The sequence below is a fragment of the Streptomyces sp. KPB2 genome (assembly GCF_003950055.1).
Taxonomy (GTDB): Bacteria; Actinomycetota; Actinomycetes; order Streptomycetales; family Streptomycetaceae; genus Streptomyces; species Streptomyces salinarius.
In genome coordinates this window covers 2,596,574-2,617,135 of sequence record NZ_CP034353.1, presented here as the reverse complement: position 1 = coordinate 2,617,135, position 20,562 = coordinate 2,596,574, and the positions used below count along the sequence as shown (strand labels likewise).

General features: G+C 73.3%; 16 protein-coding genes. 10 read left to right on the top strand and 6 right to left on the bottom strand.

Translation table 11 applies throughout. The annotated features are described in order from the left end of the window. Positions 1-218: 218 nt before the first annotated feature. Genes D1J63_RS11205 through D1J63_RS11190 form a run of 4 tightly spaced genes read right to left on the bottom strand, consistent with a single transcriptional unit; the run spans position 219 to position 7,601 of the window. Positions 219-1,976, bottom strand: a complete 1,758-nt coding sequence (locus D1J63_RS11205; RefSeq protein ID WP_125628786.1) for an ABC transporter ATP-binding protein — start codon at positions 1,974-1,976, stop codon at positions 219-221. Continuing rightward, positions 1,973-3,790 (bottom strand): ABC transporter ATP-binding protein, encoded by a 1,818-nt coding sequence (locus D1J63_RS11200; protein WP_125628785.1) that lies wholly within the window; start codon positions 3,788-3,790, stop codon positions 1,973-1,975. The genes D1J63_RS11205 and D1J63_RS11200 overlap by 4 nt, the downstream gene beginning before the upstream one ends. Next, positions 3,787-5,679 (bottom strand): ABC transporter ATP-binding protein, encoded by a 1,893-nt coding sequence (locus D1J63_RS11195; protein ID WP_125628784.1) that lies wholly within the window; start codon positions 5,677-5,679, stop codon positions 3,787-3,789. Before D1J63_RS11195 ends, D1J63_RS11200 begins: the two co-directional genes overlap by 4 nt. Next, positions 5,676-7,601 carry an ABC transporter ATP-binding protein gene (locus D1J63_RS11190; RefSeq protein WP_125628783.1) on the bottom strand — a complete coding sequence of 642 codons (1,926 nt, stop codon included), beginning with the start codon at positions 7,599-7,601 and terminating at the stop codon, positions 5,676-5,678. The genes D1J63_RS11195 and D1J63_RS11190 overlap by 4 nt, the downstream gene beginning before the upstream one ends. 193 nt (positions 7,602-7,794) lie before the next feature. Between D1J63_RS11190 and D1J63_RS11185 the strand changes: the two genes are divergently transcribed. From D1J63_RS11185 to D1J63_RS11170, 4 genes are read left to right on the top strand one after another with little or no spacing between them, the layout of a single operon-like run. After that, complete coding sequence (locus D1J63_RS11185) at positions 7,795-8,697, top strand: ABC transporter ATP-binding protein (protein ID WP_164712797.1); 903 nt, start codon at positions 7,795-7,797, stop codon at positions 8,695-8,697. Continuing rightward, positions 8,694-9,455 carry an ABC transporter permease gene (locus tag D1J63_RS11180; RefSeq protein ID WP_125628782.1) on the top strand — a complete coding sequence of 254 codons (762 nt, stop codon included), beginning with the start codon at positions 8,694-8,696 and terminating at the stop codon, positions 9,453-9,455. Before D1J63_RS11185 ends, D1J63_RS11180 begins: the two co-directional genes overlap by 4 nt. Before the next feature lie 39 nt (positions 9,456-9,494). Further along, the gene (locus D1J63_RS11175) at positions 9,495-10,748 is read left to right on the top strand and encodes a sensor histidine kinase (RefSeq protein ID WP_176153714.1); all 1,254 of its coding nucleotides are present in this window, start codon (positions 9,495-9,497) and stop codon (positions 10,746-10,748) included. Beyond that, positions 10,738-11,457 carry a response regulator transcription factor gene (locus tag D1J63_RS11170; protein ID WP_277601461.1) on the top strand — a complete coding sequence of 240 codons (720 nt, stop codon included), beginning with the start codon at positions 10,738-10,740 and terminating at the stop codon, positions 11,455-11,457. Before D1J63_RS11175 ends, D1J63_RS11170 begins: the two co-directional genes overlap by 11 nt. 75 nt (positions 11,458-11,532) lie before the next feature. On the opposite strand, the gene glgX is transcribed toward D1J63_RS11170, so the two are convergent. Beyond that, the gene (gene glgX / locus D1J63_RS11165) at positions 11,533-13,809 is read right to left on the bottom strand and encodes a glycogen debranching protein GlgX (protein ID WP_125628780.1); all 2,277 of its coding nucleotides are present in this window, start codon (positions 13,807-13,809) and stop codon (positions 11,533-11,535) included. A 155-nt stretch (positions 13,810-13,964) separates the two neighbouring features. Here glgX and D1J63_RS11160 point away from each other — a divergent pair, with 155 nt between their 5' ends. The 5 genes from D1J63_RS11160 to D1J63_RS11140 all read left to right on the top strand — a co-directional run bounded on the left by D1J63_RS11160 (position 13,965) and on the right by D1J63_RS11140 (position 18,904). Continuing rightward, positions 13,965-15,215, top strand: coding sequence for an Ig-like domain-containing protein (locus tag D1J63_RS11160; protein ID WP_125628779.1), 1,251 nt, complete (start codon positions 13,965-13,967; stop codon positions 15,213-15,215). A gap of 197 nt (positions 15,216-15,412) precedes the next feature. Further along, the gene (locus D1J63_RS11155) at positions 15,413-16,573 is read left to right on the top strand and encodes an Ig-like domain-containing protein (RefSeq protein WP_232250108.1); all 1,161 of its coding nucleotides are present in this window, start codon (positions 15,413-15,415) and stop codon (positions 16,571-16,573) included. Positions 16,574-16,617: 44 nt separating this feature from the next. After that, positions 16,618-17,385, top strand: coding sequence for an enoyl-CoA hydratase-related protein (locus tag D1J63_RS11150; protein WP_102929612.1), 768 nt, complete (start codon positions 16,618-16,620; stop codon positions 17,383-17,385). A gap of 306 nt (positions 17,386-17,691) precedes the next feature. Further along, a complete protein-coding gene (locus D1J63_RS11145) occupies positions 17,692-18,195 on the top strand; it encodes an ATP-binding protein (protein ID WP_164712796.1) in 504 nt (167 codons plus the stop codon). Between the two features lie 97 nt (positions 18,196-18,292). Beyond that, positions 18,293-18,904, top strand: coding sequence for an ADP-ribosyltransferase (locus D1J63_RS11140; RefSeq protein WP_125628776.1), 612 nt, complete (start codon positions 18,293-18,295; stop codon positions 18,902-18,904). A 16-nt stretch (positions 18,905-18,920) separates the two neighbouring features. Here D1J63_RS11140 and D1J63_RS11135 read toward each other — a convergent pair whose 3' ends face one another. Next, positions 18,921-19,562, bottom strand: a complete 642-nt coding sequence (locus tag D1J63_RS11135; protein ID WP_125628775.1) for a GNAT family N-acetyltransferase — start codon at positions 19,560-19,562, stop codon at positions 18,921-18,923. Positions 19,563-19,610: 48 nt separating this feature from the next. Between D1J63_RS11135 and D1J63_RS11130 the strand changes: the two genes are divergently transcribed. Continuing rightward, complete coding sequence (locus tag D1J63_RS11130; RefSeq protein ID WP_125628774.1) at positions 19,611-20,525, top strand: MerR family transcriptional regulator; 915 nt, start codon at positions 19,611-19,613, stop codon at positions 20,523-20,525. The last annotated feature ends 37 nt before the right edge of the window (positions 20,526-20,562 follow it).

Genomic DNA, 20,562 nt, shown 5'->3' with positions numbered 1-20,562 from the left:
GTGCGGTACGCAGAAACCTGGTGCTAGGAGCTGGCCTCGGCACAGCGCTCGTGGGGAAGCTGTGGGGGCACTGTGAAGGGGCCGACGGAAGAGTGGCAGGAGAAAGCGCTACTTGTCAGGAGCGCGTCACTAAGTTGGCTGGAAATGGTTCGTTGACCGGGCGTTCACGTTCGATAAACGGAATCGTTGCCGTCCGGGGCCGGTTACTGTCCGGCCGGTCAGTATCCGGCGGACGGCTCCCCGTGCCAGGAACCCCACAGGGCCGCGTACGCCCCGCCCGCCGCCACCAGTTCGTCGTGCGTGCCCAGCTCGGTCAGCAGACCGCCCTCCATCACCGCCACCCGGTCGGCGTCGTGCGCGGTGTGCAGGCGGTGCGCGATGGCGATGACCGTACGGCCCTTCAGCACGGCGGCCAGCGCCTGCTCCGTGTGCCGGGCCGTCGTCGGGTCCAGCAGGGCGGTCGCCTCGTCCAGGATCAGCGTGTGCGGGTCGGCCAGCACCACCCGGGCCAGCGCGAGCCGCTGGGCCTGCGAACCGTCCGGGGTGTGCGCGCCCTCCTTCGCCCCCAGCTCGGCGTCGAGGCCCCCGGGCAGCTCCCGCACCCACTCCTCGGCGCCCACCGCGTCGAGCGCCGCCCACAACTCCTCGTCCGTGGCGGCGGGCTCGGCGATGAGCAGATTGTCCCGGACCGTGCCCAGGAACACGTGGTGCTCCTGGGTGACCAGCACCACCTGACGGCGCAGCCGCTCCGGGCCCAGCGCGACCACGGGCACCCCGCCCACCGTCACCGAACCCTCCGTCGGCGCGTCGACGCCCGCGAGGAGCCGGCTCAGCGTGGTCTTGCCGGCCCCCGAAGGACCGACCACCGCCAGCCGCTCGCCCGGCCGCACGGTCAGGTCCACCCCGCGCAGCACCTCCCCGCCCCGCTCGTAGGCGTAGCGCACCCCGGACACGTCGATACGGTCGTCCGCCGGCACCGCCGACTCGTCCGCCCCCGCCCGCGGCGCCCCCGCCAGCCCCTCCACCCGGGCGAAGGAGGCGGCACCGGCCTGCAGTTGCTCGACCCGCAGCAGCACCTCGTCCAGCGGCCCGGCCAGCTGCTGGAGGTACACGGCGCAGGACACCACCGCGCCGAGGCTCGCCGACCCGTGCTCCCGCAGCACCCCGCCGAGCAGCAGCACGCCCGCCACGGGAAGGACGTAGGAGACGTCCACCGCCGGGAAGAACACGCTGCGCAGGAACAGCGTGCGGAACCGGGCGCGCCGCGACACCTCCAGCGCCTCGAGGTTCGTCGTGACCCGCCGCCCGGCCAGCCCGAACGCCTCGACGGTGCGGGCCCCCGACACCGTGGCCGCCAGGCTCTCCGCGACGTCCGAGTTGGCCGCGCCCTCGGCGAGATAGGCCGCCCGCGCCCGGCGCAGGTACCAGCGCAGCGCGAGCCAGGCCGGCGTCAGCCCCAGCACCCCGACCAGACCGAGCAGCGGGTCGAGGACGAACACCGCGGCGGTGAGGAACAGCGCCTGCACCGCGTTGACCAGCAGCTCCGGGCCCGCGTCGCGCAACGTCGTGCCGACGGCGGTCACGTCGGCGGTGCCGCGCGTCGTCAGGTCCCCGGTCCCCGCCCGCTCCACCACCGACGCGGGCAGCGCCAGCGTCCGGTCCACGTACCGCTCACGCACCCGGGCGAGCGTCCGTTCCCCGAACCGGTACCCCACGTAGCGCGCCCAGCGGGCCAGCAGCAACTGCGCCAGCGAGCAGACCAGAATGGCGCCCGCCATCCGGTCCACCGCGTCGACCCCGCCCCCGGCGCGCACCTCGTCGACGATCCGGCCCAGCAGCCACGGCCCCGCGAGACCGGCCAGCGCGGCCAGCGCGTTGAGGCCGAGGACGACGGCGAAGGACCTGCGGTCGGCGCGTACGAGGCCGGCTGCGGCGCGGCGGACGTCGGCGCGTTCGGCCACGGGCAGGTGTGTCATCGGGCGGGCTCCCCTTCTTCCGCGCCCTGTCCTGCGGCGGCCTCCGCTTCGGCGTCCCGCGCGACCAGGGCGCGGTATCCCGGTTCGGTGTCCAGGAGTTCGCGGTGCGTGCCGGTGGCGGCGACCTTGCCGTCGACCAGGTGGTGCACGACGTCCGCGCGGTCGAGGAGGAGCGGGGAGGTGGCGGCCAGCACGGTGGTGCGGCCCTTGCGGGCGCGCTTCAGGCGGCCGGCCACGGTGGCCTCCGTGTGGGCGTCCAGGGCGGAGGTGGGTTCCGCGGCCAGGAGGATTTCGGGCTCGGTGTGGAGGGCGCGGGCGAGGCGGACGCGTTGGCGTTGGCCGCCGGACAGGTTTCGGGCCTGGGCCTCGATGGGGGTTTCGAGGCCGTCGGGGAGGGCGCGGACTATGTCTTCCGCGGCGGCTGTGTGGATGGCTGCGGTGAGCTTCGCCCACTCGTCTGCCCCGGTGCGCTGTTCTGCGTCTGCCGCTGAGTTGTGGCTTGTCGCGCAGTTCCCCGCGCCCCTGGGGTCGGATTCCAGAGCGCCGATCACATTGCTCAGGGGGCCTGCGAAGAGGTCGGCTTCCGGGGCCGCGACCAGGATGCGGGAGCGGATCTGGCGGAGGGGGATGTCGGCCAGCGGGATGTCTCCCCAGGTCGCGTCCGACGGGGTGTAGCGGCCCAGGCGGTCCAGGATCTCGGCGGCGTCGGACGGGCGGGACGTGGCCAGGGCGGTGAGGCGGCCGGGGAGGACACGGACGCCCGAGGCCGGGTCGTGGAGTGCCGAGGGTTCCGCGGGGGCCTCCCGGGTGCCCTCGTCCGGGGCCGGTTCCAGGCGGAGGAAGGCGACGACGCGGCGGGCGGCCACCACACCGCGGCTGAGCTGGTGGCCCATCTCGATGAGGAACGCCACCGGCCAGCCCAGCGCGACGACATAGCCGTACACCGACACCAGTTCGCCCACGCTGATCCGGCCCTGGGCGGCCAGCCGCGCGCCCATCCAGGTCACCAGGGCCAGGAACAGCATCGGCAGCCCCATGCCGAGGGCCTGGATCCAGCTGGTCACCGCGCCGACCCGGTAGCCCTGCTCGCGCAGCCGGCCCGAGTCCCGGCGGAAGGCGTCCGCGACCAGGCCCTTGCCGCCCAGTCCGTTCAGCACCCGCAGCCCGCCCGCCAGGTCGCCGATCCGCGCGGTCAGGACGGACTGCCGCTCCCGGTACTCCGTCTCCCTGCCCTGAAGCCGGCCCATCAGCGGACCGAGGGCCACCGCGAGCAGCGGCACCCCGAGCAGCACCACCAGGGCGAGCCGGGTCGACACCGACAGCATCAGTCCGCCGACCGTCGCGTAGGCGGCGACCGCCCCGACGCCCGGTCCCACCGCCGTCAGGGACCCGCTGATGGTCTGCACGTCGCCCACCCCGATGGTGACGACCTCGCCCGTGCCCACCTGGGCGCGCAGGGCCGCCCCGAGCCGGGTCGCGTGGGCGACGACCGCCTTGACGGTGCGGAAGTTGGCGTCCATCCGCACCTTCGTCATCGTGCGGTGCCGCATCATGCCCAGCCACGCGTTGACCCCGCCGACGGCGACCATGGCGCCCGTCCAGCCCGCCAGCGCGCCCAGGTCGCCGGGCTCCAGGCCGTGGTCGACGGCGCGGGCCATCAGGTACGGGGTCGCCGCCAGCAGCACCATCCAGACGCTGGCCAGCACCGCCCCCGCCAGGCAGCGGGGCCACTGCCGCCGCACCAGCCACGCCAGATACCGCCAGCCGCCCCGGCGGTCGGGGGTGCCCGGGTCCGCGTACGCGTCGATCCTCACGCCAGACTGTCCCGCCAAGCCCGGTGCAGGTCCGCGAACCGGCCGGTACCGGCGACGAGTTCGTCCGGGGCGCCGTCCTCGACGATCCGGCCGTGCTCCATCACCAGCACCCGGTCGGCGATCTCCACGGTGGACAGCCGGTGCGCGATCACCACCGCCGTACGGCCCTTCAGCACCGTCGTCATCGCCCGCTGCACCGCCCGCTCCCCGGGGATGTCCAGCGAGCTGGTCGCCTCGTCCAGGATCAGCACCGCCGGGTCCGCGAGCAGCGCCCGCGCGAACGCCACGAGCTGCCGCTGACCGGCGGAGATCCGGCCGCCGCGCTTGCGGACGTCGGTGTCGTAGCCGTCGGGCAGCGCGGCGATGAAGTCGTGGGCGCCGATCGCCTTAGCGGCCCGCTCGATCTCCTCCCGCGTCGCCTCCGGACGGCCGATGGCGATGTTGTCGGCGACCGTGCCGGAGAACAGGAACGCCTCCTGCGTCACCATCACCACCCCGCGCCGCAGTTCCGGCACGGCCAGCTCGCGCAGGTCGGTGCCGTCCAGCAGGACCCGTCCGGCGGAGGGGTCGTAGAACCGGGCCAGCAGCTTGGCCAGCGTGGACTTGCCCGCGCCGGTCGAGCCGACGACGGCGACCGTCTGCCCGGCCGGGAGCGTCAGCTCGAAGCGCGGCAGCACCTCGCCGCCGGTGCGGTAGCCGAAGCTCACCGACTCGAAGACGACCTCGCGTCCGGGGTGCTCCGACTTCAGCGGCGGCAGCTCCTTCGGCGCGGTCGGCTCCGGCACCGACGGCGTCTGGGCCAGCAGCCCGGCGATCTTCTCCAGTGAGGCCGCCGCCGACTGGTAGGAGTTCAGGAACATTCCGAGCCGGTCGATCGGGTCGTACAGGCGGCGCAGGTACAGCACCGCCGCCGCCAGCACCCCGAGCGCCAGCGTGCCGTCGGCGACCCGGTAGGCGCCCCACAGCACGATCCCCGCGACGGCCGTGTTGGCGATCAGACGGGAACCGACGACGTAACGGGCCATCTCCAGCAGCGCGTCGCCGTTGGTCCGCTCGTGGCGGTGGTTCAGGACCGCGAAGTCGGCGTCGTTGGCGGCCTCCCGGCGGAAGGCGCGCACCGGCCGGATCCCGTTCATCGTCTCCACGAACTTCACGATGACCGCCGCGATCGCCGTGGACCGCTGCCGGTACACCCGACCCGCGCGCCGCTGGTAGAGCCGCACCAGCCCGTACAGCGGGACGAACGACGCCACCGCGACGGCGCCCAGGCCCAGGTCCAGCCAGAGCAGCAGCGCGGCGATGTAGACGAAGGACAGGATGACCGTCACCAGCTCCTGCAGGCCCTCGTCGAGCAGCTCGCGCAGGGCTTCCACGTCCGTGGTGGAGCGGGAGATGAGACGGCCCGAGGTGTAGCGCTCGTGGAAGTCGACGCTCAGGGCCTGCGCGTGCCGGAAGATCCGCCCGCGCAGGTCCAGCAGCGCGTCCTGGTTGACCCGGGCCGCGGTGGCGATGAAGGCGTACTGGAGCGCCCCGGCCGCCAGCGAGCACAGCAGGTAGCCGGCGCCCACCGCGATCAGCGGGCCGTGGTGGTCGTCCCGCAGGGCCGGTACCGCACGGTCGATGGCGTACGCCACCAGCAGCGGGCCCGCCTGCACGGCCGCCTGCTGGAGCAGCAGGAGGAGGCCGGTGAGGGCGACGCGGGCCTTCATCGGCGCCAGCAGGGAGCGCAGCAGGGCACCGGTCGCACCCGGCGGGCTGGGCAGGACGTCCTGGTCGAACGAGTCGCCGCCGTCGGCGGCGCGCGCGTCGGTGCCGGTCCCGGCCGGGTCCCCGCTCCCGGGGTCCTCCGGCTGGTCCCTCTTCGGCGCGGTGGCCGTGGGCGAGGTCATCGGCCGTCCCCTTCCTGGAAGCCCTCGGGATTCTCGTGCCCGTCGAGCCCGGACATCAGATGGGCGTACTCGGGGCTGGTGCGCAGCAGTTCGTGATGGGTGCCGACGGCGGTGATCCGGCCCCCGGAGAGCAGGGCGACGCGATCGGCGAGCAGGACGGTGGAGGGGCGGTGGGCCACGATCAGCGCGGTGGTGTCCGCGAGGACGTCGCGCAGGGCGGCCTCCACCGCGGCCTCCGTGTGCACGTCCAGCGCGGACAGCGGGTCGTCCAGGACGAGGAACCTCGGCCTGCCGACCACCGCCCGCGCGAGCGCGAGGCGCTGACGCTGGCCGCCGGAGAGGCTCAGGCCCTGCTCGCCCACCTGGGTGCCGGTGCCCTCGGGAAGCGCGTGCGCGAAGTCGGCCTGCGCGACGGCGAGCGCGCGGTCCAGCTCCTCGGCGCCGGCGCCCTCACCGGCGCCCATCAGCACGTTCTCACCGACGGTGGCCGAGAAGAGGGTGGGTTCCTCGAAGGCCACGGCGACCATCGAGCGCAGCTCCTCGCGGGACAGGGCGGTGATGTCCTCGCCGTCCAGCGTGATCCGTCCCTCGGTCACCTCGTGCAGACGGGGGACCAGCGCGGTCAGCGTCGTCTTGCCGCTGCCGGTGGCACCGACGAGGGCCATGGACTCACCGGGGCGGATGTGCAGGTTGACGTCCGTCAGGAGGGGCGGGGAGTCGGGGGCGGCGTCGGGGTAACGGAACAGGACGTGCTCGAACCGGAGGCCTTGTGGCTGACCCGTGCTGGTGGTGGCCTCAGGGAGAGGGCGCTGCTCGCTGGAGGGTGCCGGTGCGCCCACCCTCCCCCACTCTCGGCTTCGCTCGAGCGGGGGGACCCCCATCGCCCCAGCGGCACGACTGCCCGCAGCTGGGGCCGATTCAACCTCCGCGTCCATCACCTCGAAGTACCGGTCCGTGGCCGTCGCCGCCTCCTGGCTCATCGCCAGGAGGAAGCCGATGGACTCCACCGGCCACCGCAGCGCCAGCGCCGTGGACAGGAACGCCACCAGCGTCCCCGCCGACAGCGCCCCGTCGGCCACCTGCACCGCGCCCACCACCAGCGCCGCCCCGACCGCCACCTCGGGCAGCGTCACGATGACCGCCCAGATGGCCGCCAGCAGCCGCGCCTTGCGCAGCTCCGTGCCCCGCAGGGTGTGCGACAGCTCGTGGAAGGCGCGGGCCTGGCTGCGGTGCCGGCCGAAGCCCTTGATGATCCGGATGCCGAGCACGCTCTCCTCGACCACGGTCGTCAGATCCCCGACCTGGTCCTGCGCGCGCCGCGCCACCGCGGAGTACTTCTTCTCGAAGATCCCGCACATGATCATCACCGGGACGGCGGGTCCGAGGACGACCAGCCCCAGCGTCCAGTCCTGGACCAGCATGATGCCCACGCCGACCAGGATCGTGACGCCGTTGACCAGCAGGAACGTCAGCGGGAAGGCGAGGAACATGCGGAGCAGCATCAGGTCGGTCGTCCCGCGCGACAGCAACTGTCCCGAGGCCCAGCGGTCGTGGAAGGCCACCGGCAGCCGCTGGAGATGCCGGTACAGGTCGGCGCGCATCCCCGCCTCGACCCCTGCCAGCGGCCGGGCCACCAGCCACCGCCGCAGCCCGAACAGCAGCGCCTCCGCCACTCCGAGGAGCAGCAGGTACAGCGCCCCGAGCCACACGCCCGCCGGGTCGCCGTCGGCGACCGGCCCGTCCACCATCCACTTCAGGACGAGCGGGATCACCAGCCCCACGCAGGAGGCGAGGATCGCTATGACCGCGGCCGTGCCCAACCGCGCGCGGACCGGCCGCACATAGGGCCACAGCCGCAGCAGGGCACGGACGGTGGAACGCTTCTCGGCAGCGTCCGGGGCGGGGGCAGGTGTCGTGGGCATCAGCAGCGAGCCTACGGTTCGCCACTGACACTGCCCACCGAGTTTTCGAGCCCGTCCGGGGTCGTACGGAGGCCCCGCCGGGGTCGTACGGGAGCCGCGCCGGGGTCGTACCGGCGCATCAACCGATCGGCTGATGCGCCTTCGAGCGCGTCGGCCGATGTGCCGGGACCCCGGTCGCCGGGAGGCTGGTGCCATGCCCGTCATCGAAGTCACCGACCTGCGCAAGTCCTACGGGGGCCGTCCCGTCGTCGACGGTGTGTCCTTCGCCGTCGAGGAGGGCGAGATCTTCGGCGTCCTCGGCCCCAACGGAGCCGGCAAGACCACCACCGTCGAGTGCGTCGAGGGGCTGCGCGTCCCCGACGCGGGCCGGGTACGGGTCACCGGGCTCGACCCCGTCGCCGACCACCGGCGGGTCGCCGAGGTGCTCGGCGCCCAGCTGCAGCAGAGCGAACTCCAGGCCAAGCTCACCGTCCGCGAGGCCCTGGAGCTGTACGCCGCCTTCCACCCGAAGCCGGCCGACTGGCGCCCGCTCGCCGAGCGGCTCGGCCTCGTCCCGATGCTGAACACCCGGTTCGGCAAGCTCTCCGGCGGCCAGAAGCAGCGCCTGTTCATCGCACTGGCCCTGGTGGGCGACCCCCGGGTGGTCGTCCTCGACGAGCTGACGACCGGCCTCGACCCGCGCGCCCGCCGGGAGACCTGGCAGCTGATCGAGGACATCCGCGCGGGCGGCGTCACCGTCCTGCTGGTCACGCACTTCATGGAGGAGGCCCAGCGGCTCTGCGACCGGATCGCGGTGATCGACCGGGGCCGGGTGGCCGCCCTGGACACCCCGGCCGGACTGATCCGGCGCTCGGCGGGCGCCACCGTCATCAGCTTCACCCCGTCCGCGCCGCTGGACGAGGCCGACCTGCGGGCGCTGCCCGAACTCGCCTCGGCCGAGTTCAAGGACGGCCGCGTCACCCTGTCCGGCACCGACGAGACGGTCAACGCCGTCATCACCCTGCTCGCCCGCACCCGCGTCACCGCCCACCAGCTCCGGGTCACCGACACCACGCTGGACGACGCCTTCCTCGACCTCACGGAGGCCTCCGCATGAAGACCGGCCCGACCACCGACGTCTTCGACACCGCCGTACTGCGGACCGAACTGCGGCTGTTCCGGCGCGAACCGGGCGCCCTGTTCTGGATGCTGGTGTTCCCGACGCTGCTGCTGGCGATCCTCGGTGCCATCCCCTCCTTCCGCGAGGCCGACGCCTCCTTCGGCGGGCTGCGCCCGGTCGACGCCTATGTGCCGGTGGCCGTGCTGCTCGGCCTGACCGTGGGCGGGCTGCAGGGCATGCCGCAGGTCCTCACCGGCTACCGGGAGCGCGGCATCCTGCGCCGGATGGCCGTCACGCCGGTGCGTCCGGCGGCGCTGCTGTCCGCGCAGATGGTGGTGTGCGGCGCCGCCGCCCTGGTCTCCGCGCTGCTCGCGCTCGCCGTCGGCCGGCTCGCCTTCGACGTGGCGCTGCCCGAGCAGCCCCTCGGCTACCTCCTGGCGCTGCTGCTCGCCGTGCTCGCCGCGCTCTCCCTGGGTGCCGTGCTCTCCGCCCTGTCCCGCACCACCAAGATCGCCGGCGCGGTCGGCTCGGCCGCGCTGTTCCCGGCGATGTTCTGCGCGGGCGTATGGCTGCCGGTGCAGGCCATGCCGGACCTGCTGGCCCGGATCGTGGGCTGGACCCCCTTCGGCGCCGCGGCGCAGGCCCTCAACGAGGCCGCCGCGGGCAACTGGCCCGGCTGGTCCCACCTGGCGGTGCTGGTGGGCTGGACGGTGCTGCTCACGGCGGCGGCCGCGCGCTGGTTCCGCTGGGAATGAGAGTGGGGGAGAGGCGGCGGCGTGTCCGACAATGACGCCATGACGGAGACAACGGCGGTCGACGAACGGTGGGCGGCGTTCCACCGCTGGGGCCCGTACGCGCTGCTGGCCGTCGGGACGCTGGTCGCCTGGTCGGCCGCCGACGCCATCGGCATGAGCACCGGGGAGCGGCGGGCGAGCGGGGTCCTGATCGTCGTCGCCGTCGTGCTCCAGCTGTGGTGGAACCGGGCGGCGCGCACCCGCCCCGACCCGTCCCCGGCGGGCACCTGCTACTACGCCGTCCGCTGGGCCATCGGGTTCGCCCTCACCTGGCTGAACCCGCTCTTCGCCTTCTACGCGGTCGTCGGCTACTTCGGCGCCCAGCACCTGCTGCCGCGCCGGCTGTGCCGGGCCGGACTGTTCGCCACCGCCGTCACCCTCGCCGGTTCCCAGTCCGGCGGGCTGCCGCCGAACGGGATCATGGGGTGGGTGCTCTTCGGCGCCATCCTCACCGTCAACAGCATGCTGGTGGCCCTCTTCGCGCACTTCGCCACGCTGGAGGAGGCCCGCAGCCGGGCCCGGGTCGAGACCATCACCGAGCTGGAGCGCACCAACACCGCCCTGCAGCAGGCCCTCGACGAGAACGCCGCGCTGCACGCCCAGCTCCTCGTCCAGGCCCGGGAGGCCGGGGTCGCCGACGAGCGCAGGCGGCTGGCCGCCGAGATCCACGACACCCTCGCCCAGGGACTGACCGGCATCATCGCCCAGCTCCAGGTCGTGGCGGCCACCCCGGACCGGGCCCTCGGCCGCGCGCACCTGGACCGGGCGCTCGCCCTGGCCCGGCACAGCCTCGGCGAGGCCCGCCGCTCCGTGCACAACCTCTCACCGGTCGCGCTGGCCGACGACGGGCTGCCGGACGCGCTGAAGAAGACGGTCACGGAGTGGGCCGAACGCACCGGCGTCCAGGCCCGCTTCACCGTCACCGGCACCGCCGAGCAGCTCCACGACGAGGTCGCCGCCACCCTCCTGCGCATCGCCCAGGAGGCCCTGTCCAACACGGCCCGGCACGCCGCCGCCGACCGGGCGGGCGTCACCCTCTCCTACATGGGCGACGAGGTCACCCTCGACATCCGCGACGACGGCCGGGGCTTCGACCCGCTGACCGCGCGGCAGCGCACCTCCGCGGGAGGCTTCGGCCTGGACGGCATGCGGGCCCGTGCCGAGCGCATCGCCGGTTCGCTCACCGTGGAGGCGGAACCGGGGCACGGCACGGCCGTCTCCGCTCGCGTACCGTTGGTCCGCCATGACCGATGACGCAGTGCCCCAGGACGCAGTGATCGACGACGCAGCGCTCCACGACGCCCCGACCGGTGACACCGCGGCCGGTGACGCGGTGATCACCCTCCTCGTCGTCGACGACCATCCCGTGGTCCGCGACGGCCTGCGCGGCATGTTCGAGTCCGCGCCCGGCTTCCGCGTCCTCGGTGAGGCGGCCGGCGGTGTCGAGGCGCTGGACCGGGCCGCCGCGCTCGACCCCGACGTGATCCTCATGGACCTGCGGATGCCGGGCGGTTCGGGCGTGGACGCCATCCGCGAACTGACCCGGCGCGGCGCCCGCGCACGGGTGCTCGTGCTGACCACGTACGACACCGACTCCGACACCCTGCCCGCGATCGAGGCGGGCGCGACCGGCTACCTGCTCAAGGACGCGCCCCGCGCCGAGCTGTTCACCGCGGTCCGGGCCGCGGCCGAGGGGCGCACGGTCCTCTCCCCGGCGGTCGCCTCCCGCCTGGTCTCCGCCGTCCGCGCCCCGAAGGCCCCCGGCGGCGAGCCCCTCTCCGCCCGCGAGCGCGAGGTGCTCGCCCTGGTGGCGCGCGGCACCTCCAACAAGGAGATCGCCCGGGAGCTGTTCATCAGCGAGGCGACCGTCAAGACCCACCTCACGCACCTGTACGCCAAGCTCGGCGTGAGCGACCGGGCGGCGGCCGTCGCGACGGCGTACGAACGCGGCATCCTCGGCTGAACGGGCCGCGCCGCGACCACCGGCCGGGATCGGTCCCGCTCGCGACGGCCGCACCGGCCGGCCGGGCCTTCGCGCTCACCCCGCCCGCAGCAGCAGCACCGTCCGCCCCGGCACCGTGATCTCCGCCCCCGCCGGGTGCACCACGCCCGGTGCCTCGTCCTGCTCCTCCCGGCCGGTGTCGACGACCACCTCGTACCGCTCCGCCCACGGAGCACCCGGCAGGACGAACCCGGCCGGCTCCCCGCCCGCGTGCAGGACGGCCAGGAAGCTGTCGTCGGTGATCGGGTCGCCGCGCTCGTCGCGGCCCGGGATGTCCCGCCCGGACAGGTACATGCCGAGGGTGGCCGCGGGGGCGTACCAGTCCCGTTCCGTCATCTCCCTGCCGCCCGCGGTGAACCAGGCCAGGTCGCGCAGGCCGTCCGCGGAGTGCGCGCGGCCCGAGAAGAAGGCCCGGCGGCGCAGTACCGGATGCCGGTGGCGCAGGGCGATCAGCCGGGAGGCCAGCTCGAACAGCGGGCGCCACTCCGGGTCGTCCCGCAGGCTCCAGTCCACCCAGCCGATCTCGTTGTCCTGGCAGTAGGCGTTGTTGCTGCCGCGCTGGGTGCGGCCCATCTCGTCGCCCGCGACCAGCATCGGCACCCCGGTCGACAGCAGCAGCGTGGTCAGCAGGTTGCGGAGCTGGCGGCGGCGCAGCGCCCGCACGGCCGGGTCGTCCGTCTCGCCCTCCGTGCCGCAGTTCCAGGACCGGTTGTCGTCCGTGCCGTCCCGGTTGCCCTCGCCGTTGGCCTCGTTGTGCTTGCGCTCGTACGACACGAGGTCGCGGAGCGTGAAGCCGTCGTGCGCGGTGACGAAGTTGACCGACGCGTACGGCCGCCGCCCGCCCCACGCGTACAGGTCGCTGGAGCCCGACAGGCGGTAGCCCATCTCCCGCACGTCCGGCAGCGCGTGCCGCCAGAAGTCCCGCACCGCGCCCCGGTACCGGTCGTTCCACTCGGTCCACAGCGGCGGGAAGGCCCCCACCTGGTAGCCGCCCGAGCCCACGTCCCACGGCTCGGCGATCAGCTTCACCCGGCGCAGCACCGGGTCCTGCGCGATCACCGCGAGGAACGGGGAGAGCATGTCGACGTCGTGCATCGAGCGGGCCAGCGCCGCCGCGAGGTCGAAGCGGAAGCCGTCCACGCCCATCTCGGTGACCCAGTAGCGCAGGGAGTCGGTGATCAGGCGCAGCACGTGCGGCTGGACGACGTGCAGGGTGTTGCCGCAGCCGGTGTAGTCGGCGTACCGGCGGGCGTCCGGCTGGAGGCGGTAGTAGCCGCGGTTGTCGATGCCCTTCAGGGAGAGCGTCGGTCCCAGCTCGCCCGCCTCCGCCGTGTGGTTGTAGACCACGTCGAGGATCACCTCGATGCCGGCCGCGTGCAGCGCGCGCACCATCCGCTTGAACTCGCCGACCTGCTCACCGGTGGTGCCGGAGGCGGCGTAGGCGGCGTGCGGGGCGAAGTAGCCGACCGAGTTGTAGCCCCAGTAGTTGCGCAGGCCGCGCTCCAGCAGATGGCTCTCGTGCGCGAACTGGTGGACCGGCAGCAGCTCCACCGCCGTCACGCCCAGCCGCGTCAGGTGCGCGATCGCCGCCGGGTGCGCGAGGCCCGCGTAGGTGCCGCGCAGCTCGGGCGGGACGTCCGGGTGGAGCCTGGTGAAGCCGCGCACGTGCAGCTCGTAGATGACCGAGTCCGCCCACGGCGTCTTGGGCCGGCGGTCGTCCGACCAGTCGTCGTCGTCATGGACCACGACGCCCTTCGGGACGTACGGCGCCGAGTCCCGGTCGTCGCGGACGGTGTCCGCCACGTGCTGCTCGGGCCAGTCCCGCACATGGCCGTAGACCTCGGGCGGCAGGCCGAAGTCGCCGTCCACGGCGCGGGCGTACGGGTCCAGGAGCAGCTTGGCCGGGTTCCAGCGGGCGCCGGTCCACGGGTCCCAGCGGCCGTCCACCCGGTAGCCGTAGCGCTGCCCGGGCAGGACGCCCGGCACGAAGCCGTGCCAGATCCCGTGCGTCAGCTCGGTCAGCCGCACCCGCCGCTCGCCGGCACCGGGGCCCGGCCCGTCGAACAGACACAGCTCCACCGCCTCCGCCCCGCCCGCCCACAGCGCGAAGTTGGTCCCCGCCACCTGGTCCGGGCCGGTCCGGAAGCGGGCGCCCAGCGGCACCGGGGTGCCCGGCCGGGCCGGCACGGCGGGCGGCGGGGCGGCACGCCGTGCGCCGTTCACCACGACGGCCGGGCGCCCGTCCGCGGTGGCCCGCCCGTCACCGGCGGGCCGGTCCCCGGCCACCGCCTCCTGCTCGGCTGCGCTGGACACCTGTCAGCCTCCCACGGCTCGTGGAACGACGTCCGGCAGGAGGGCGTGCGGCGTCCCGGCCGCTGCTCCCCGTCGCGTCGTCCTCCCCACAGTTCTGCCCACCGGGTGGCTCGCACTCACGTTTCCCCAGGGCCGACCGGTCGTTACGGGTGAATGTGAGGCACGTACACGGGCGCGCACGGCGCGCGGGCGCCGCTCTGGCCGCCCTACTGACATGGGCAGGACTGCTGGCCGGGGCCGCCGGATGCACCTCGGACGGCGACGGCATCGGGTCCGGCATCGGCTCGGGCATCGGCGAGATGTTCGGCAAACAACCCGCCGCCGAGGACGTCATCCGCGTCACCCCGGACGACGGGAGCAAGGCCGTTGCGCCGGAGAAGAAGCTGTCGGTGCGGGTGCCCGACGGGCGCCTGGAGTCGGTGAAGGTCGTCAGGTCGCAGGACGCGCAGGAGACCCCGGTGCCCGGCCGGATCTCCGAGGACGGCCTGAGCTGGCGGCCCGACGACGACCGGCTCGCCCTCGCCGCCAAGTACACGGTCGACGCCGTCGCCCTGGACGGCGGCGGACACCGCTCGGCCCGGCACACGACCTTCACCACCAAGGTCCCCGAGGAACGCTTCATCGCCTACGTCGCCCCCGAGAACCGCTCGGTCGTCGGCACCGGCATGATCGTTTCGCTGGAGTTCAACCGCGAGATCACCCACCGCGCCGCCGTCGAACGCGCCGTCACGGTCACCGCGGAGCCCGCCGTCGAGATCCGCCCCCACTGGTTCGGCAAGGACCGCCTCGACTTCCGCCCCAAGAGCTACTGGAAGCCCGGCACCGAGGTCACCGTCGACCTGAGGCTGCGGGACGTCGAGGGTGCGAAGGGGGTCTACGGACTCCAGCACAAGAAGGTCTCCTTCACCGTCGGCCGCAGCCAGGTCTCCCGCGTCGACGCCCTGGAGCGGACCATGGAGGTGCGCCGCGACGGCACGCTGCTGGCCACCGTGCCGATCACCGCGGGGGCGCCGACGACGCCCACCTACAACGGCCGGATGGTGATCACCGAGATGCTCGAGGTCACCCGCATGAACAGCCGCACGGTCGGCTTCGGCGGCGAGTACGACATCCCCGACGTCCCGCACGCCATCCGCCTGACCAGCTCGGGCACCTTCCTGCACGGCAACTACTGGGCCCCCGCCGACACCTTCGGCCGGGCCAACGTCAGCCACGGCTGCATCGGGCTGCGCGACGACAAGGGCGGCGGTTCCGACACCCCGGCGGGCTGGTTCTTCGACCGCAGCCTCGTCGGCGACGTCGTCGAGGTGGTCCACAGCAAGGACAAGACGGTCGCCCCCGACAACGGGCTGGGCGGCTGGAACATGAAGTGGAAGCAGTGGAAGGCGGGCAGCGCGGTGAAGTGACGCCGTCACCCCCTCTCGGCCCCCGCCGCCAACTCGGTACGGAACGGTGACAATTCACCTGTCCCGTAACCCTTTGGCCTGCGGTTACGATGCGCCAGTGCGCGCGCGAGCGCACAGGGGCGGGGGCCGGACCAGGCCCGGCGAGGGGAGACGAAGTGAAGGTGCGTCCGATAGCGGGGGCGGCGATCGGGCTGCTGATGCTGACCGTCACCGCGTGCGGTGGGGGCGGCTCGGGCTCGGGGGCCGGGGACGGCACGGGGGAGAAGGTCAAGGACTCCACCGCGGCACAGAGCAAGCAGTCCGAGGCCGTCGTCACCATCGCCCCGAAGAACGGGGCCGAGGCGGTCGACACCAGCGGCGCCCTGAAGGTCGGCGCGACGAAGGGCCGGCTCACCGAGGTCGTCGTCAAGGACGGCAAGGGCGCGAAGGTCGACGGGAAGATATCCGGGGACGGCGCCACCTGGACGCCGTCCACCCACCTGGCCGCCTCCACGACGTACACCGTGCACGCGGTCGCCAAGGACTCCGAGGGCCGCACGGCCGCCGAGGACTCCCGGTTCACCACCCTGACGCCGAAGAACACCTTCATCGGCACCTTCACGCCGGAGGACGGCTCGAAGGTCGGCGTCGGCATGCCGTTCTCGATCCGCTTCACCCGGGGCATCACCAACCCGGAGGACGTCGAGAAGGCCATCACCGTCAGGACCGAGCCGGCCGTCGAGGTCGAGGGCCACTGGTTCGGCAACGACCGCCTCGACTTCCGCCCCGAGAAGTACTGGAAGGCCGGCACCAAGGTCACCGTCGACCTCAACCTCGACGGCGTCGAGGGCCGCGACGACGTCTACGGCAAGCAGGCCAAGACCGTCTCCTTCACCGTCGGCCGCAGCCAGGTCTCCGTCGTGGACGCCAAGAAGCACACGATGAAGGTCGTGCGGGACGGCAAGACCGTCAAGACCGTCCCCGTCACCACGGGCGCCCCCGGCTACGAGACCTGGAACGGCCAGATGGTCATCACCGAACGGCTCGCGGTGACCCGCATGAACGGCGACACCGTCGGCTACGGCGGCGAGTACGACATCAAGGACGTCCCGCACGCCATGCGGCTGTCCACCTCCGGCACCTTCATCCACGGCAACTACTGGGGCGGCGACGCCTTCGGCAACCGCAACACCAGCCACGGCTGCATCGGCCTGCGCGACGTGCGCGGCGGCTGGGACAAGGACGCGCCGGCCCGCTGGTTCTTCGAGAACTCGCTCATCGGCGACGTGGTCGTGGTCAAGAACTCCGAGGACGCCACCATCGCCCCGGACAACGGCCTCAACGGCTGGAACATGTCCTGGGAGAAGTGGAAGGCGTAGGGGGAGCCTGCCGCGGCACGTGAACGCCCGCTAACCTGCGGAGCATGACCGTACATCTCGAAGTCGCCGAAGGCGTTGGCACGCTGCGCCTGGACCGCCCGCCCATGAACGCGCTGGACGTCGCCACCCAGGACCGGCTGAAGGAGCTGGCCGAGGAGGTCACCCGGCGCGAGGACGTCCGCGCCGTGGTGATCCACGGCGGCGAGAGGGTGTTCGCGGCGGGCGCGGACATCAAGGAGATGCAGGTGATGGACCACGCGGCGATGATCGCGCGGTCCCGTGCCCTCCAGGACTCCTTCACCGCGGTGGCCCGCATCCCCAAGCCGGTGGTCGCCGCGGTGACCGGCTACGCCCTGGGCGGCGGCTGCGAGCTCGCCCTCTGCGCCGACTTCCGCATCGCCGGGGAGAACGCCAAGCTCGGCCAGCCCGAGATCCTGCTCGGCCTGATCCCGGGCGCGGGCGGCACCCAGCGGCTGTCCCGGCTGATCGGCCCGTCCAAGGCCAAGGACCTGATCTTCACCGGCCGCCAGGTGCGGGCCGACGAGGCGCTGGCGCTCGGCCTGGTGGACCGGGTGGTCCCGGCCGCCGAGGTCTACGAGCAGGCGCACGCCTGGGCCGCACGGCTCGCGAAGGGTCCCGCCATCGCCCTGCGCGCGGCGAAGGAGGCGATCGACACGGGGCTTGAGACGGACATCGAGACCGGCCTCGCCGTCGAGCGGAACTGGTTCGCGGGCCTGTTCGCCACGGAGGACCGCGAGCGCGGGATGCGCAGCTTCGTCGAAGAGGGCCCCGGCAAGGCCAAGTTCCTCTGACGTTCGCACCGGGGAGACCTCCGTCTCGCCGGAAGTCGTGTCGCACCCCTTGCAGTTGACGCGATGTCTGATCCGGGTCCCCCGATGGGGCGGTTTATGGCAGCCTTAACGCACCATTAAGCGCGCCTTGTCGAGGGAGTCCGTCGCTTGTCTCCGGCCGAGCCGTTCCCGCAGGTCAGTGGGTCTGTTTCGGGCCCCGAACTGCCTGTGGCATATGCCGATCGACCGTCGTCCCGCCCGGTCCCGGCAGGGGTCCATTCCCCGGGAACGGCCCCGGAGCCCCCCGAAGGCGGCCATGATGGGGGCATGGCGGGGCTGGATGGTACGGAACAGCCGCGGGGAGCCGGACGTGCGACCGCGGCGCGCTGGTCGCCGGCGGTCGAGGACGAGCGCGCGCTCAAAGCGCTGGAACTGTTCGGCAACCCGACGGAGCGTGAAGTTCCGTTACCCTCCCGTCCCGAGTCCGCCGCCACCGCCCGCCGGCTGGCCCAGGTCGTCGCCCTGCGCCAGTGGAAGCTCGGGCCCAAGGTCACGGAGGACGTCGTCCTGCTCGTCTCCGAGCTGGTCGGCAACGCCGTACGCCACACCGGCGCCCGCGTCTTCGGCCTCCGGATGCGCCGCCGCCCCGGCTGGATCCGGGTCGAGGTCCGCGACCCCTCCCGCGGGCTGCCCTGCCTGATGCCGGTGCAGGAGACGGACATCAGCGGGCGCGGCCTCTTCCTCGTCGACAAGCTCTCCGACCGGTGGGGCGTGGACCTGCTGCCGCGCGGAAAGACCACGTGGTTCGAGATGCGGGTCGTGGACCGCTGAGAGCCCATCTGCCGCGGAAGGCAAGCCCGTTCACCGGACACGCCACCTACGGGTGAGAATCCGGAACGCATCGCTCCGCAGCCGGGATCGTATCCGCATGATCACCACTCGTCTGCGCCGACGGACCGCCGCCGCCGTCCTGTCGCTCGCCGCGGTCCTCGCCACCACCGCCGCCACCGCTCCCGCAGCCGCCCCGGCCCCGTCGGCCGCCGTCCAGGCCGCCCCGGCCTGTCCCCAGTTCGACGACAGGACCAAGGCCGCCGCCGACCGGGGCGTCGACGTCGACCGCATCACCCCGGAGCCGGTCTGGCGCACCACCTGCGGCACCCTCTACCGCAGCGACAGCCGCGGCCCCCAGGTCGTCTTCGAAGAGGGCTTCCACGCCAAGGACGTCGAGAACGGCCAGTACGACGTCGAGAAGTACGTCCTGGTCAACCAGCCCTCGCCGTTCGTCTCGACGACCTACGACCACGACCTCTACAAGACCTGGTACAAGTCCGGCTACAACTACTACATCGACGCCCCCGGCGGCATCGACGTCAACAGGACCATCGGCGACACCCACAAGTGGGCCGACCAGGTCGAGGTCGCCTTCCCCGGCGGCATCCAGCGCAAGTACATCATCGGCGTCTGCCCGGTGGACCGGCAGACCAAGACCGAGATCATGAGCGAGTGCGAGAGCAACCCGCACTACCAGCCCTGGCACTGACACCGGCCGCCCCGGCTCAGGGGCGCAGGAACAGCGCCTCCGACCCCACGGGCCGGTAGCCCGCCGCCTGGAACGCCCGCAGACTGCGGGCGTTCCCCGCCGACACCTGCGCCCACACCACCTCGCCCCCGGCCAGCTGCCGCGCCGCCGTCACCAGCAGCCGCCCCAGCCCCCGGTGCCGGGCGCCCTCCGCCACCTCCACGGCGACCTCCAGCCGCCCGCCGACCCCGCGGCCCATCACCAGCACCCCACCGTCCGCGGCCCACACCCGCACCCCGTCGCGCCGCCGCCGGGCCGCGACCACCCGCAGATGCCCGGGATCGGCGACCTCCGTCAGCCCGACCTCCGGCTGCCCCGGAAGCGGGGTCCCGGTCAGCAGCACGTCGATCGTGTCCGTCCTACGCCCGGTGCGCTCCCCGAAGGCGGTCAGGAACCCGGCGTTCATCGTGGCGGCCAGGGGATCGCACCCCAGGGACGCCAGCGTCCTGCGGACCCACCCCTCCTCCGCGTCGTCGGTGAAGACGACCGAGTGCGCCGTGAAGGCGATCACGCCCGCGTCCCGCCCGCCGTGCTGCGGCACGACGCTCGTCCCGCCGTCCGCCGGCGGGAACACGCCCCGCGCCGCCGCGTCCAGAATGTCCCGCAGGCTCTCCGCCACACCGCGCTCCTTGAGTCTCCACCCACTGGAAGGCACAGACTCCCAGACATGACCGACGACGGCACCGGCCTCATGACCATCGGCGAGCTGGCGCGGACCACCGGACTCCCGGTGCGCACCATCCGCTACTGGTCCGACGAGGGCGCCCTGCCCCCGCACGCCCGCTCCGCGGGCGGCTACCGGCTCTACGACGCCGCCTCCGTCGCCCGCCTGGAGCTGATCCGCACCCTGCGCGAACTGGGCCTCGGCCTGGACGCCGTACGCCGTGTGCTGGCCGGCGAGACCACGGTCGCGCGGGTCGCGGCGGCGCACGTGAGCGCGCTGGACGCGCAGATCGCCGCCCTGAAGGTGACCCGCGCGGTGCTGTCCACCGTGGCACGACGCGGCTCGACCGCCGAGGAGATGACACTCATGAACAAGCTGGCGAGACTGTCCACCGCCGAGCGGCGGCGGATCATCGAGGACTTCATGGCGGAGGTGTTCGAGGGCATCGACACCGCCGACCCCGACATCCGCACCCGCCTGCGCTTCGCCGCGGCCGACCTGCCCGACGACCCCACCTCGGAGCAGGTCGACGCCTGGGTGGAGCTGGCCGAGATGGTCCAGGACCCGGACTTCCGGGCGACGATGCGCCGGATGATCGAGTTCAACGCGGCGGACCGGGGACCGGACGTGCCCACGGGCTCCTCCCTCTGGTTCGTGAGCCGCCTGGTCCGGCTCGCGGGTGAGGCGCTGCGCGACGGGGTGGCACCGGACTCGCCGCGGGCCGACGGAATCCTGCACGCGCTGATCGGCGACGCCGACCCGGCCGTCGTACTCGAACGCCTCACCGCGGTGACCAACGTCCGGCTCGCCCGCTACCGGGAGTTGTCGGCGATCGTGAACGGTATGGAGCCGCCGTCGGCCCACGAGGAGCAGTTCGGGTGGGTGGTCGCCGCGCTGGGCGCTCGGACGGCCGGTTAATCTGACCTGCGTCAGATGGACCCATGCACGAAACGAG

What these genes read in the sequence shown, in the direction of transcription:
- D1J63_RS11190 (WP_125628783.1), bottom strand. Translation starts at nt 7,601, where the DNA reads ATGCCCACGACACCTGCCCCCGCCCCGGACGCTGCCGAGAAGCGTTCC.
- D1J63_RS11140 (WP_125628776.1), top strand. Translation starts at nt 18,293, where the DNA reads ATGATCACCACTCGTCTGCGCCGACGGACCGCCGCCGCCGTCCTGTCG.
- D1J63_RS11155 (WP_232250108.1), top strand. Translation starts at nt 15,413, where the DNA reads ATGCTGACCGTCACCGCGTGCGGTGGGGGCGGCTCGGGCTCGGGGGCC.
- D1J63_RS11195 (WP_125628784.1), bottom strand. Translation starts at nt 5,679, where the DNA reads ATGACCTCGCCCACGGCCACCGCGCCGAAGAGGGACCAGCCGGAGGAC.
- D1J63_RS11180 (WP_125628782.1), top strand. Translation starts at nt 8,694, where the DNA reads ATGAAGACCGGCCCGACCACCGACGTCTTCGACACCGCCGTACTGCGG.
- D1J63_RS11185 (WP_164712797.1), top strand. Translation starts at nt 7,795, where the DNA reads ATGCCCGTCATCGAAGTCACCGACCTGCGCAAGTCCTACGGGGGCCGT.
- D1J63_RS11145 (WP_164712796.1), top strand. Translation starts at nt 17,692, where the DNA reads ATGGCGGGGCTGGATGGTACGGAACAGCCGCGGGGAGCCGGACGTGCG.
- D1J63_RS11205 (WP_125628786.1), bottom strand. Translation starts at nt 1,976, where the DNA reads ATGACACACCTGCCCGTGGCCGAACGCGCCGACGTCCGCCGCGCCGCA.
- D1J63_RS11170 (WP_277601461.1), top strand. Translation starts at nt 10,738, where the DNA reads ATGACCGATGACGCAGTGCCCCAGGACGCAGTGATCGACGACGCAGCG.
- D1J63_RS11150 (WP_102929612.1), top strand. Translation starts at nt 16,618, where the DNA reads ATGACCGTACATCTCGAAGTCGCCGAAGGCGTTGGCACGCTGCGCCTG.
- D1J63_RS11130 (WP_125628774.1), top strand. Translation starts at nt 19,611, where the DNA reads ATGACCGACGACGGCACCGGCCTCATGACCATCGGCGAGCTGGCGCGG.
- D1J63_RS11175 (WP_176153714.1), top strand. Translation starts at nt 9,495, where the DNA reads ATGACGGAGACAACGGCGGTCGACGAACGGTGGGCGGCGTTCCACCGC.